The sequence below is a fragment of the Sediminibacterium goheungense genome (assembly GCF_004361915.1).
GTDB classification, from domain to species: domain Bacteria; phylum Bacteroidota; class Bacteroidia; order Chitinophagales; family Chitinophagaceae; genus Sediminibacterium; species Sediminibacterium goheungense.
In genome coordinates this window covers 1,046,677-1,060,712 of record NZ_SNWP01000011.1, presented here as the reverse complement: position 1 = coordinate 1,060,712, position 14,036 = coordinate 1,046,677, and the positions used below count along the sequence as shown (strand labels likewise).

Sequence of the window (14,036 nt, the reverse complement as noted above, 5' to 3'; positions counted from 1 at the left end):
TGCCAAAAAATAAAACCCGGTAAATACCGGGTTTTAAAAATATTTATTGCTCAGTAAGTTATATAGGGTTCTTACATGGCAGCCAGTTGTACTTTCTGCGTAAGCTCCATCACATTTTCCCTGAAAATGGAGTCGGTATCCATAAGGTCTTTTACCGTTTGACAGGAATGTATGACTGTGGTGTGGTCACGACCACCAAAATGCTCTCCGATTGTTTTTAAAGAGTTTTTGGTAAAGGCTTTTGCCAGGTACATGGTAATCTGACGAGCCTGTACAATTTCTCTTTTCCTTGTTTTCTGCAATAATTTATCGTAGGGTACATCAAAATATTCGCAAACCATTTTCTGAATGGCATCGATGGTAATTTCTTTGCTGCTGGTTTTTACAAAATTGCGGAGCACTTTCTTGGCCAGTTCAACATCAATATCTTTTTTATTAAGTGATGACTGAGCCAGTAATGAAATTAATGCCCCTTCCAGCTCCCTCACGTTGGTATTGATATTATAAGCCACATACTTCACTACTTCCTTAGGCATATCAAGACCATCGTTTTTCATCTTACGTTCCAGTATCTCGATACGTGTTTCATAATCAGGCACCTGCAGGTCGGCACTCAGCCCCCAGCGGAAACGACTCAATAAACGTTCCTGCATACCATCCAGATCCTTAGGTGGCTTATCTGAGGTAAGTACCAGTTGTTTACCACTCTGGTGAAGGTGGTTAAATATGGCAAAGAATGCATCCTGACTTTTTTCTGCACGACTAAAGAACTGGACATCATCAATAATAAGTACGTCAATAAGTTGATAAAAGTGAATAAAATCATTGATCGCATTATTACGGCTATGGTCCTGAAACTGGTTGATGAATTTTTCACTACTTACATATAGAACCACTTTTCCGGGATGGGCACGTTTAACATCATTCCCTATGGCCTGTGCCAGGTGGGTTTTACCAAGTCCTACCCCACCATAAATAACCAATGGATTAAAGGAATTGGCCCCGGGTTTTTCTGCAACCGTTTTTCCGGCTCTGCGGGCTACCCTGTTACAATCGCCTTCAATGAATGAATCAAATGTATACATATGATTCAATTGAGGATCGATCTGCATTTTTTTCAAACCAGGAATAACAAATGGATTTTTCACCGGATTATCAATCACCAGTGGAAAATTCATTTCATTATTGTTATAGGTTTTCATGTTGCTGGCGGGCACATCCATTGAACCACTTCTACCATTGGTATTGCCACTGTCTACCATAATGCGGTATTCAAGCCTTGCATCTTTTCCCAATTCACGCTTCAGTGTTTTAGCCAGCAGATTTACATAATGCTCTTCCAGATATTCATAAAAGAATTGACTGGGAACCTGAATCATTAAAACGTTTCCTTTCAGCTCTACAGGATTAATCGGCTCAAACCATGTTTTAAAATGTTGCCATTCTACAATGTCTTTGATGATCTTCAAACAATTGCTCCAGACTGATTCAGCATTTTTAGCCATACAAAAAATGAACAATTTTATAATGAGTTAACTTATTCGCTTTGCCTTCAAGTTATCTTATTTTTCCCACATGTGGAAATGTTGAAAAAAAACAGATACAGGGGTGCGAATATGTAGACTTTATGTTGAAAAAAAAATTTTTTATTCCCTTGTTTTTTTCCCTACAACCACAGTATGGGCCTTTGCGAGTTTTTTTCCTGCTAAATGGGAAAAATGATACTCAAGCCTACCCAGCTGAATACCGCCAAAACCCACCTGATTTACAACCGTATCGCCACCCTTTTTATTGGTATATTTTCTGGGTTCTTCAAAAAAACGATGTGTATGGCCACCAATAATCAGGTCAATGTCGTAACTCTCTTTTGCCAGTACTTCATCGCTTACCTTATTATCTGTATACCTGTCTCCCAGATGCGATAAACAAATAACCAGATCACATCCTTTTTTCTTCAACATGGTGGCTGTGGTATTGGCAACGGTTATCGGGTCCTGATAAACTGTTTTGCCATACAAATTATCAGGTACAAGTCCTTTTAACTCAATACCAATTCCAAACACCCCAATTTGAAGGCTGCCTTTCTTAAAAATTTTATACGGCCGGGTTTTCCCCTCCAGTTCTGTGCCGGAAAAATCATAGTTACTCAACAGAATGGGGAAAGATGCATGTTTTAGCTGGGTAGCAAAATTTTCCATACCCAGATCAAAATCATGGTTACCCATGGTGGCTGCGTCATATTGCATAGCCGTCATGGCTTTTATTTCCGGTTCACCTTTGTAAATATTAAAATAAGGTGTGCCCTGGAAAATATCTCCAGCATCCAGCAGTAACACATGCTCTTCCTCTTGCCTTATCAGGCTGATCAAGGCCGATCTGGCAGAAACACCCCCTAACCCTTGATTTCTGCTCCCATCCATCGGAAAGGGGTCCAGACGGCTATGAACATCATTGGTATGCAGAATGGTAAGTTTTTGAACCGGATCGGCCATAGCTGCCAGATCAACAGATGGGAGTAATGATGTAGCCAGCAATGCTGCACCCGTTTCTTTAATAAATGATCTTCTATTACTGGGCATTGGTTACTCGGTTTTCTATAAGAGGTTGAATAGTTTTTCCTTCAGCAGTTAATTTTGTTACGTAATCAATAATAGCGTCACGCATCAGGTAGCCCTTATTAATCTGCGGCACAGATCTTAGCATGTCGCAATCACCGCCGCCATTGGCGATATAATCTGAATGTGCCACCACATAAACTGTATTAGCATCTAAGGGTTTCCCATTTATCATTACCTGTGTGGCTTTTTTATTACGGATTACCATAGTAACGCCTTTTGAAACAGGCCATCCTCCATCCTCTGCCATTTTATCCAGATAAGCCTGCAATACTGAACCTTTCAACTCCTGTAAAACAAGGATATTATCAAAAGGCATGATTTCAAAAATTTTCCCAACGGTTATGTTTCCTTTTGATAAATAAGAACGGACACCTCCTGCATTCATAAATCCTGCATCTACTTTTCGGCCAAACTTTTCGGAGGCCATTTGCAAATACGCATCTGCCAGAAAATTTCCGATCTCACTTTCAGGTCGGTTGTTGTTATAGTTCCCCCCAGATATACCTATTACTTTATTCATGGTTGCATTAATGTCTTTAGCATAAGGCATCAGCAACGCAATCATAGCCGAATCTTTTTTCAGCGATGGCTCAATACGGTATTGGGTATGTTGTAATGAAACAGGTTGATAAAAACTGGAACAGGAACTGAGTAAAATGATTAAGCAATAGAAGATGTATTTTCTCCTGTACATAGCAGTTAATGGTTAGTAGGGGAAGGTACAATATAATTCAACCCGGAAAAGCTTTTTTTCGGGTAAAAGAAAATTTTAATCCTACTTTTACGGCCATTAAATTATAAATGAATGTCTTACGAAATCACCGGCAAACTGGTCGCCAAATTTGATATAATTCAGCGTAGCGAAACTTTTAAAACAAGAGAATTCGTATTGGAAAAGTCAGAAGATATTGGTGGCAGAGTTATTACCAATTATGTAAAATTTCAATGCGTTCAGGATAAGACAGCTATGCCCGACCGTTTCAGTATCGGAGATGAAGTTCGTGTACAGTTCAATATCAAGGGAACCAAATGGATAAAAGATGGTCGTGAAAATTATATCACCAACCTTGATGCCTGGAGAATGGAAGCCGTGAAATTAGGCCAGCAGGATGCAATACCAGGAAATGCATATAACGATATGCCGCCTCCTGCAGATGTGGTTGATGATCTTCCCTTTTAAGTAAGACCGGAAGTCTGAAAGAAGTTTTGAATACGTAAAATTTTCTTCGGACTCCCGGACTTATGGACTTTCGGACTCCCACAACTTTTTAGGCTAAATACCTAACAGTATGCAAAAACACCTCACACTTAAACTCAAACCGGCAGAAGCGGCGGATGAATCCGTTGTGAAATCCTATATAGCCCGGTCAACAGGAACAAATCCTGCAAGAATTTCCGGTTTCCATATATTAAAACGATCCATTGATGCCAGAAGCCGGCAACAGGTATGGGTTAACCTTACCGTTAACGCATATATTGAAGAACCTTTTACCAAAAGGGAAGTTACCCCTATCCATTTTCAGGATGTTTCAACAGCCCGGCAAAAAGTAATCATAGTAGGCGCCGGACCAGCAGGCTTATTCGCAGCATTAAAACTGATTGAAAAAGGTGTTCAGCCAATTTTATTGGAAAGAGGTAAAGATGTACGTGCCAGAAGAAGAGATCTTGCCCAACTAAATAAAGAGGGCATAGTAAACCCGGAGAGTAATTATTGTTTTGGAGAAGGGGGCGCTGGTACTTACAGTGATGGGAAATTATATACCCGCAGTACCAAAAGGGGCGATATCAACCGGATTCTTCAATTATTATATCAATTCGGTGCAGAAGACTCTGTTTTATACGATGCACACCCCCATATAGGTACCAATAAATTACCGCATATCATCACTGCCATGCGTGAGCAAATCAGAAACAGTGGTGGTATTTTTTTGTTTGAAAAGAAAGTAACAGATCTGGTGCTGGCCGGTAATTGTATCAAAGCTGTAAAAACGGCAGATGGTGATGAAATGGTAGCTGATGATTTTATACTTGCTACCGGACATTCGGCCCGCGATATATTTCAACTTTTATACAGCAGGCAAATAGCTATAGAAGCCAAACCATTTGCATTGGGTGTTCGTATCGAGCACCATCAGCAACTCATTGACTCCATTCAATATCATTGTGTATTGAGAGATGATGCTCTGCCACCTGCCTCCTATGGCCTCGTAGAGCAGGTAAATAATCGTGGTGTATTCAGTTTTTGTATGTGCCCCGGTGGTATTATTGCACCGGCAGCTACCAACCCGGAAGAACTGGTAGTGAATGGATGGAGTCCCAGCAAACGAAACAACCCCTATGCCAACAGCGGCATGGTAGTTCAGGTAGAACAGGGAGATGCCATAAAATATTTTGATAAAAGAAAAGAAGTGCTGGACACCATCAAATCATATACACCCGCAGGTGAACACTGGAAAAATTCGCCTTTATTGTTAATGCAGTTTCAAGCGGAAGTAGAAAAAAAAGCTTTCAAAGCCGGAGGCGGCTTGTTTGTTGCTCCTGCCCAAAGAATGGCTGACTTCTGCCAGCATAAACATTCCACCAACCTCCCTGAGTGCAGTTATCTGCCCGGCGTGCAATCCAGTTCTCTCTCCGAAGTACTGCCTGATTTCATTTATAAAAGTCTGCAGGGTGGTTTTATTGCATTTGGAAAGAAAATGCGTGGTTATTATACCAATGAAGCCATTGTGGTAGCTACCGAGAGCAGAACCTCCTCCCCTGTACGTATACCCAGAGATCCAGAGAGTTTGTCACATCCTCAGTTTCAGAATTTATATCCATGCGGCGAAGGAGCCGGTTATGCGGGTGGTATTGTTAGTGCTGCCATGGATGGCGAAAGAGTAGCTGAACGCATTATAGAAAAGGGGAGATAAAGAATTATCCCCCCGTCAAACCTTTAATCCTATTAAAAACTGTAACTCAGGAACGAGGTAGACGGCCAGTATTCCCCCCGGTCATGACCGCCCCCTCAATGCGTTAACAGTGTTGGAAAACTGCTGTAAACGCCCCTTCATGATGTAAAAGTAGAAGGAGACCTCTCCGTAGGCAACGTGAAAAACACCCATTTTTTCTCAGAAATAACAATCCTATTGTCAGACTGAACCGGAAAGACCGTTATTCTTTGCGTATTTTGTAGATATCAATGGCTTTTCATATGCAAAAAAGAAAAATGGTACTGTCATGCATACTCATTTGCACCTTTTTTATTACTCAACTAACTGCACAAGAAACAGATGTGACCATTATTGGAGTTATTCACACTGCAAACAAAGTCCGCAATACGGAACTATTACTAGAGATACTCAAAAAAGAAAAGCCGGATGTTTTACTATCTGAAACAGATACTGTTTCAGGTTACTTTACAGATCGATTCACAATGGTTACACCACCCTCCTGGTATATTACTGCCAGAAAACTGGGTTTGGCAAAAAAAATGCCCCCTGAAATGGATATGCTGTATCGGTATCAAGCGTTTAACCCAAATGTTATCATTCACCCATTCGACCATACCATCATTAACAGAAAAAAATTTGTACATAACCAGGAAACATTTGAGCAACAATGGACAACTGATCTTAATAAGGCATATGACAGGAATGAAATTCCCGATAACCTGGCTCCTCAACATAAAATATTTATCAGCTACAATAATTACCTCTATAACCTGTACGAAGAGGATTATATGACCATAAACAGACCTGTTGTGACAGACAGTCTGCGAAAATTGATGCAAATTGAATACGAGCATGTATCTTCTCTTATGAAAATAGTGCCGCGGCTAAAAAAGTATGGATCTCAGTTTATGGATCAACATACTTACTGGAAAACAAGAAATGAAATTATGTCACAAAATATCCTTGATTTCATATCCATGTATAAAGGCAGGAAAATAATTGTACTTACGGGCATCCTCCATAAATATTACCTCGAAGATCTTTTGTCGAAATATCAGACAAATAAGGAATTCAAACTGAACAATCTTACAAAAGACCGGTAATCAAAGTAATATCAATCAGTCATGATATTTATTGAGCTAAAGACACCCGCACACTCACACCGGCCCTTGTATTTACACTGGGTGCAGAGGTAGAGATATAAGGTGTTACTTTACGCTGATCAAAGAAGAAGCGAATATTCACCCGGTTATTAATGATATAATCAATAGAAGGCTGTATGGTAATCTCTTTTTGTCCACCGGTACCATAGGCATTCGACTGATCGAGCCTGCTATTGGTTAGCGACTCATTACGCATGGCCACATCTATTTTAAAAGTAAGGTCATTCTCTAATTTCTTCCCTTTACTACCCGGTAATTTAAACGGCAGGTTTACACCTTTCTTACGCCAGCTAAATCCAAAAGTCCAATCAGTATTTCTTGTCTCGCTTAATTGATAGTCAACCAGGCTCAAACTCAGTCTCCTGCCTTTTGCATAAGAGAATTTGATATTCATCTGATCATTGGTCGTAATATCAACCCCAATCAAAGGTTCAAAGCTTTCCTGTATGGTTATATTCGGTACCAGGAAGAAGGGTACAAAATTGCCACTGACGGTATCAATAAATGCTGGTCCACCCAGGCGGAAAGGATCTGTATATAATAAAGCGCTATTGAAACTATTCATACTCAGATTGCCTTTATATCCATGGGTTAACGTGATATTATTAAACTTAGCCGCAAGACCGGGTAACTTGGTCAGACCAGTATAAGTAAGGCGCCAGTTGGGTTTCGGTAAAATTCCACTGAACGGATTGGATGATATATTAGGATTTGATTGTTTGAGCAATGCCACAGAATTGGGATCTTTTCCGGTATAGGCCGCCAGGAAAGAAGGTAACAATACATCCTGTGCATAACGGCCATATCCTTTTGCAAACCCATCTGCTGTAAATTTCTGGTTATTGGGCAGAGCCTGCCAGTACGGATTACCTTCTGCCACTCTTCTGGATACTACCAGTCGATTGTTTTCAAATGTTTTAAATGTCTTAGAAATTTCATTTGGATTATAACTACCAAATAATGTTCCGAATGAAATATAGGAGACACTGAATCCTCCGGTTGCCAATGGATTCAGGTGACTGAATTTTCCGTTACCAAGGGTATCCTTATATAATTCGGAATAATCTTTGGTAAATGATTTTTCGAGATTTAGATCAATCAGTAATTCTCTTACAGGCTCCAGTTGTGCTGTAATCGTAAATCTCTGTTCAAAACTCTGTCTGAACATAAAATTGAATGTAGTATCTCTGGACAATAATCCCTGTGCTGCTTTTTTGTTGAGCCATGCAGTATCGGGTTGTCTGCCAAATACATAATCCAGACCTGGCGCCATACTGTTGAAATTCTGTCCCAGAAACCTGGTACTATCCATATAACCCGGCAACCTGCTTCTGAAATTAGCAGAATAATTCACAGATACATTTTTTAGCATTGTGAGTAATTTTCCACCTGCTCTCTCCAGTCCACCCAATTCAGGTAGTTGGTTTGCCCGTAATAATTTTGCTGCTATTCTTTCATCCCTTCTCTGAGCCCTCCATTTCTTTAACGCATCTTTTCTGTCTTTTCCGGAAAGACCTTCCAGTGCTACCGACTTAGGCAATAAAGTTGAGCCAAGCAAATTGGAGGGTGTTTTTTGTTTTCTTGTGGTATCTCCTTTTTGCCTGGGAGGCGGAATATTTTCCAGCGCCCGCATCCACCTGGACTTAGCGTAAAGACTGGCGAAATTGAACTGAGCGGTTAAGGTATTCTCCTGAGAGTTTTCGAGTGTATTACCGAGATTATAAGCGAGTCTGCTGGCTCCAATCCAGTTATAGGTGGTTGTATATCCATAACGGGCCGTGATCCAATCTGTCAGAGGAAACTTATTAAGGGGTATAGTATAACTCAATGAAGCCTTTTGTGTGTACAGTGTATTTCTGCCACCCTTCATAAAATTCTTCCATACTGAATCCTTTTTGGCTTTAGTATCAATTCTTCCAAAAGGTTCATCTACACGTGCATTATTGGTAGCCGAAAAATCAAGATTGAGTGAACGGCTTAGGTCCCAGCGAAGATTATAAAAACGATCAAACGTAAAGTACTTGTCATAAGTTGTATCTACACGATCTACTTTGCCATCAAATGTATTTACAATACGCGGAATGAATTCTCCAAACTGTCGCTGCACATCTGCCCGGAAACTGATGAATGATGGACGCAGGTTAAAATTAAAGTCCTTTACCAATGCAAACCACGGAGAGTTGGATTTGATAAATTTCTTAAAGGGCTCTATATAATTACTTTGCGCATTATAAGTATATCCAAAACCACCACGATGCCTTGTAACCTTATTCTGTTCAATTACCGGACTATTCTGTTCTGTTTGTGTGAAAGAATAACTAAAATCAAAATTACTCAGGCTTAGTAAGCCCTGTTTGTTACCAGGTAATATTCTCGCATTTGTAAAATTCAATGTACGGATGGTTGTCTGATCAACAGCTGCTTTTCGGATCGAGTCTCGTTTATCTACCGGACTATTATTTAGTTTTTCTTTATAACGAACATCCCTGTCAAAAGGATCATACTCCGGAGTTAATACGGTTCTGTTGATACTTGCATATACAGGTAACGATATTCTTGCTTTTTTAGGTAATAATTTACCGGCATCAATACTAGCAGCAATATCAAATTGCATCAGGTTATCTCTTGCCCTTTCATTTACACGTTGTTCAATGGTACCAAAACCCTGAGACCTGGTATTGGCTGATACCGACATAGTGCCGAGATCTGCAAGCAGCAGGTCAACCCTTCCCAATGCTGCCCAACCTCCGCGTTCATCCAGGTCAGACAAACGAAGTTCATTGATCCATACTTCAGAACTAAGTGTTGGACCATCAGGCCTGAATGGGTTTTCAACGCCAACAAGTATGCCTCTTACTTCACCCAGATTCGGGTTACCACGAACAGAATACGTTTTATTTCCGAAGATTTCACGGTAAATATTGGTAACCGAGCCTCCCCGCTGATTCCTCCGTAATTTCAGATCAATCAGATCCCTAAGACTCACATTCAATTCATTGGCAAGCGGCCATACCTTCTCTTCCTGTCCACGTGGATAATTACCCGGTAAAGTAACCTTCAATGGCACTTTGATTTCGTAATAGTTATTCAGGAAGTCCTGACCAATTCTTACCACAGCATATAAATCATTATCCTGCAGGGGTCGCTGACCGGGTACCGACTCTGCATGCAAAAACATATTCAGGTTACCATATTGTCTAATATCCAGGTTCAGGGTTTTAAATACCGCGCGTGCATCACCTGTAACCAGGTTTCTGATCTGCAGACTCATGGCCTGTTCATTCTGTTGCAGGTTTACACCATTGTTACTTAATAACTGAACCCGTTCAACACCCGGAGGCATAATATAATTTACAGGTGTTCTGCTGCTGTTTTCTTCGAGGTTAACAGCCAGTGTATTAAAAGTAGTACCTGATGCATTGTTAACAGGTGTATATGCACCTGTGGTATCAAGGTTGAAGGAAAATTGTCTCCATTGATTACGCACCAGATCCATACGAGCCATACGAATCACTACTGAATCTTCGAAATCGGTAAGGTACAGACGTGCAAATCGAATTGATTTAAAATCAGCAATACTACCTACTTTATTGGAGAAAGAACGGATAGGAATACGAAACAAAAACCAATCCTCTGTTTTAGTCGTTCCATCAGCAGCATTCACCGTGATTCTTCTTTTATCTGTTATATAAGGTGTAATACCAACATCCATTCCAGGACGGAGATTTACCTCATATTCATAATAAGCTTCCGTTTCATTCAAAGTATTATCCCTGTTCAGATCCTCATTATCCGGATACAGCGTAGCTGCAGGCGTAAACTGTCCTCCCGTAGTTGCAATGGGTGAGTTTCCCTGAGGATTATTATGATTTTTATATCGACCCAGAATACCTGTTCCCAACTGATCAAAAGAATTGTCGCGGAACCATTTATAGTTATCACGTGCCAGATCTTCCTGCGCCTGAATAAAAGCAACAGAACCTGTACCAAAATTTTGAGCGATCCGATTCAGGACATAACCTTTTTTTCGTCTTTCAGCAGCATCATCCAGTCCGTCAAAACCCACATCCTGAAAAGGTCTATCGTTCGGATCATTACTGAATGCCTGTGTAATCTGAATTGGGTTCACAGGTGTTTTACCCCAGGTATTCGAACTATCTACTGAAGCCGGAATATTGGGGGTATTCATTCCATTTTCATAAAACCTCTTACCGTCTTTCAGAATATCTTCACTGATATTACCAAGGTTCAGTAACAGTTTACCACCTCTGCTTCCCGGATTAAGTATAAAAGGATTCTGCATCCAGATTTCGAAGAACTCAATATTTCCTGTTTCAAAATCAGTCTGATCTATCGCACGCATAATACCACCCCACCTGTTGGCAGGTTTGGTAAGTCTTCCGTTTGCTGTAAACTCAGAAGGTCTTGTTTCAAAATTATAGGGTCCTTTTTCTGTTGGATAAAAAGCAAGGTCAAATGTGGCAGCCTGCACATCTGTAATATTGGTTGTTCGCTGTGGAAATAATTCATTGGTAAAGACCTGCCTTACCCGCGGGTCACTTAACTCTGCAAGGTTTCTGCGTAATGGGTTATTGCTGCTGTTCTTATCCTGTAGATTGGGTTCAATATTATACCAGGCTAGTTTGGCCCTGTTGAAATTATAGTCGATTGAATCAGTTAAAGTAGCTTCCGGGAACTTAGGATTACCCTGCGGTGTCGATGCCAGTGCCCATGCAACAAAAGGAAAACGAAGATCGATACTCGTTCTTGTTCCTTCAAAATCGTCTACAAATATGAGGCCCTGTTCTCCTTTCCCGATTTGCGGGGGGTGACCGGGTTTTAGGAATGCTGCTTCTCCATAGGCATTGATAGCAGAGGTTGCTTTTGTTGAATAGAAAGGTAACTTATTTAAAAGCCTTGTCAACCCCGGCAATTCAGACTGATAACTGAAATCAAGTCCATACATGGTATTGCGTATCGGATCATCCCCATAACCCATTTTTGTAAAGAACGGACGCTCACCCAAACGAACGCTGGTAGCACCCAATGTAAGTTTCTTATTGGCAATATAATCGAGACGTAATCCACTAAAACCTCTTTGCTGCATACCAAAACCTGCATTATTCTCAAAGGACACATTTACCGGCACATTGGAATTAAGAATCCCTGCATTCAATATTCTTACAGTTCCAAGATTATAATCAACTGTATAATCTGTACCTTCTTTTAGTATTTGTCCACCGGCAGTTACCGATACGGAACCCTGTGGAATATTAAATGTATTCAGGAAAATTTCAGATCCACTGCTGCTACCTTTAACCTGCCCTTGCATGACATATCGGTTCAGGTTCGCATAAGTTTGTGCTATGGCTTTGATAGAGTCGTACAAAGAATAATACACATACTTATTTTTTACTGATGCAGGCAAGCCTGCAAAAGCAAGTGTATCCAGATCCCGGCCAAAGGGTTCCAGTACAGGAAATATAATTTTACCGGTTTGAGACAGCACTGTAAACCCATCGATAAAATCGAATATTCCATCGGGTTGTGGATCATTCCGGTTATTCAACCGGTCAAGATTTAAAATACGCAACAATGGTTGTCCGTCTACTGTAGGTGATGTTTCGGGTAAATATCGCTTTAACCCACCACTGGGTTCTTCGTACAAAACATTCAGTTTAAACTCTTCTCTTTGAATGCCTCCGAATACATCAAGCGAATACACGTTTTTCATCATCCAGTCCCAAATGGGTAACTGAATACGTTGAGAAGTGGCTTTTAATAATTTCAGGAACAAAACTTTCTGTACACCACTGGCCGAATCAAGTGCCACATCCTGTGAAAACTCACCTACCTGATATACACGACCGTTATAGGTGTATTGAAATGCCACTGCCAGTACTTCATCAGGTTGCAACTGCGTATTGATGGAAAGAAAACCGACCTGTGGATTAAATGAATATTCAGTGGTAGCCAGTTTTCTGGCAAATGTTTTTTCATAATCATCTACGGGTCTTAATCCCTTGGATAACAAAAGTGTATTAATAAAAGAAGGATTACGGCTGTTTGGATCCGCTACCAGTGACCCGTATAAATTATTGGCCTGGTTAGAGGGTAATGGGTTGTTGGTAAGTGGCGTTACCGCAGGATTATAAGGTCTTGTTTCTGCGAGATCCATCAAACCCACAATATCTCTTGCATCGGTAGTAGCGCCTGTTCTGTTGGTTACCCATACTTCCATTCTTTGTATCTGCACCTGAGAATTTACAACGGGCAGGTTACGCATCACCTTATTATAGTTATCTACGAAATACTGACCTAACAGAAAATGACGGTTCTCTTCATAATCATCTAATCGCTTCTGAAAATTCTGTGTGGATGCACCACCCTGCAAGGCAACTGACTGTCTGCTGGAACGCTGATTAGCCAATGCACCTGTAACAAATAGTTTTCCAAACTGTAATTGTGTTTTGATACCAAATAGATTCTGTGCACTTGGTATCAAAGTTCCACGCGACTGAAAAGAAATATTACCTGCTTCAATACTCTTAATCAATTCATCATCCATTCCTTTATAATCGAGCTTAATCTGGTTATCGAAGTTGAGGTTGGAAAGTGTATTATAATTGATAGGAAACTTTAACTTGTTACCAATATTGGCATTAACATTCAGGTTGGCATTCATGTCGAAATCAAAGCCGCCGTTTTTTCTTGCACGTTCAGGCAAAGTGGGGTTTTTTATATTTTGCCCCTGATAGCCTGCAAGAATATTCACATCCCCGGTGGGGCGTATATCAATTTTTAACCTGTTCTGTGCGGCCAGATCATTAGCGGCATTCTTAACATTACCCACTGCATCTTTTATATCGCCACCATATTTATTTACCACATCATTAAGACCAAATATCCTATCAAACAAATTATTGTATACACGAAGTGGTGGTCGTTGTGTTTTTTTATTTAATAAAGTAAGTGCATCAGAACGTTTTTTAAAATATTCCCTTTCCTGCTCTCTTGCCTGCAGTCGCCAGAATTCTTCAAACGTCAGGTTGGTAGGCGTGCGGTAATAGCGGTTCCCTATCTTCTCAACAATTACGTATTGCTTTGTTTTAGGATCATACTCAATGGTTCTTTTTATAAGTGAGGTATCGCGAAGATCGAATGGGTTTCTGCTCTTTTCAGATAATGCATCCGCCCTTCTGTCGTTAATAGGATAACGCAAGGAATCCCGTTGTTGAGCCAACAGATGACTATGCCAGGTCAGGGCCAGTGAAATAATTAAAAGCAGTCGCAGGTGCAATGTGAAACACTTAGTTAAGTAG

7 protein-coding genes are annotated in these 14,036 nt (G+C 40.5%); 3 read left to right on the top strand and 4 right to left on the bottom strand.

Going from position 1 to position 14,036, the window contains the following annotated elements; all coding sequences use genetic code 11:
- Nucleotides 1–71: 71 nt before the first annotated feature.
- The 3 genes from dnaA to BC659_RS12265 all read right to left on the bottom strand — a co-directional run bounded on the left by dnaA (nucleotide 72) and on the right by BC659_RS12265 (nucleotide 3,312).
- Entirely contained in the window at nucleotides 72–1,505 is a 1,434-nt protein-coding gene (gene dnaA, locus BC659_RS12275; protein ID WP_133475048.1) for a chromosomal replication initiator protein DnaA, read from the bottom strand.
- A gap of 141 nt (nucleotides 1,506–1,646) precedes the next feature.
- On the bottom strand, nucleotides 1,647–2,579 hold the full coding sequence (locus BC659_RS12270) for a bifunctional metallophosphatase/5'-nucleotidase (RefSeq protein WP_133475047.1): 933 nt from the start codon (nucleotides 2,577–2,579) through the stop codon (nucleotides 1,647–1,649).
- Complete coding sequence (locus tag BC659_RS12265; protein WP_133475046.1) at nucleotides 2,569–3,312, bottom strand: 5'-nucleotidase C-terminal domain-containing protein; 744 nt, start codon at nucleotides 3,310–3,312, stop codon at nucleotides 2,569–2,571. The genes BC659_RS12270 and BC659_RS12265 overlap by 11 nt, the downstream gene beginning before the upstream one ends.
- Nucleotides 3,313–3,423: 111 nt before the next feature.
- Between BC659_RS12265 and BC659_RS12260 the strand changes: the two genes are divergently transcribed.
- The 3 genes from BC659_RS12260 (at nucleotide 3,424) to BC659_RS12250 (ending at nucleotide 6,654) form a co-directional block, all read left to right on the top strand.
- Nucleotides 3,424–3,798, top strand: coding sequence for a DUF3127 domain-containing protein (locus BC659_RS12260; RefSeq protein WP_133475045.1), 375 nt, complete (start codon nucleotides 3,424–3,426; stop codon nucleotides 3,796–3,798).
- A 109-nt stretch (nucleotides 3,799–3,907) separates the two neighbouring features.
- Nucleotides 3,908–5,530 carry an NAD(P)/FAD-dependent oxidoreductase gene (locus BC659_RS12255; protein ID WP_133475044.1) on the top strand — a complete coding sequence of 541 codons (1,623 nt, stop codon included), beginning with the start codon at nucleotides 3,908–3,910 and terminating at the stop codon, nucleotides 5,528–5,530.
- Nucleotides 5,531–5,892: 362 nt separating this feature from the next.
- On the top strand, nucleotides 5,893–6,654 hold the full coding sequence (locus BC659_RS12250) for a hypothetical protein (protein WP_162847418.1): 762 nt from the start codon (nucleotides 5,893–5,895) through the stop codon (nucleotides 6,652–6,654).
- Nucleotides 6,655–6,682: 28 nt separating this feature from the next.
- On the opposite strand, the gene sov is transcribed toward BC659_RS12250, so the two are convergent.
- Nucleotides 6,683–13,936, bottom strand: coding sequence for a T9SS outer membrane translocon Sov/SprA (gene sov, locus BC659_RS12245; RefSeq protein ID WP_246027130.1), 7,254 nt, complete (start codon nucleotides 13,934–13,936; stop codon nucleotides 6,683–6,685).
- Nucleotides 13,937–14,036: the final 100 nt, after the last annotated feature.

What these genes read in the sequence shown, in the direction of transcription:
- dnaA (WP_133475048.1), bottom strand. Translation starts at nt 1,505, where the DNA reads ATGGCTAAAAATGCTGAATCAGTCTGGAGCAATTGTTTGAAGATCATC.
- BC659_RS12270 (WP_133475047.1), bottom strand. Translation starts at nt 2,579, where the DNA reads ATGCCCAGTAATAGAAGATCATTTATTAAAGAAACGGGTGCAGCATTG.
- BC659_RS12265 (WP_133475046.1), bottom strand. Translation starts at nt 3,312, where the DNA reads ATGTACAGGAGAAAATACATCTTCTATTGCTTAATCATTTTACTCAGT.
- BC659_RS12260 (WP_133475045.1), top strand. Translation starts at nt 3,424, where the DNA reads ATGTCTTACGAAATCACCGGCAAACTGGTCGCCAAATTTGATATAATT.
- BC659_RS12255 (WP_133475044.1), top strand. Translation starts at nt 3,908, where the DNA reads ATGCAAAAACACCTCACACTTAAACTCAAACCGGCAGAAGCGGCGGAT.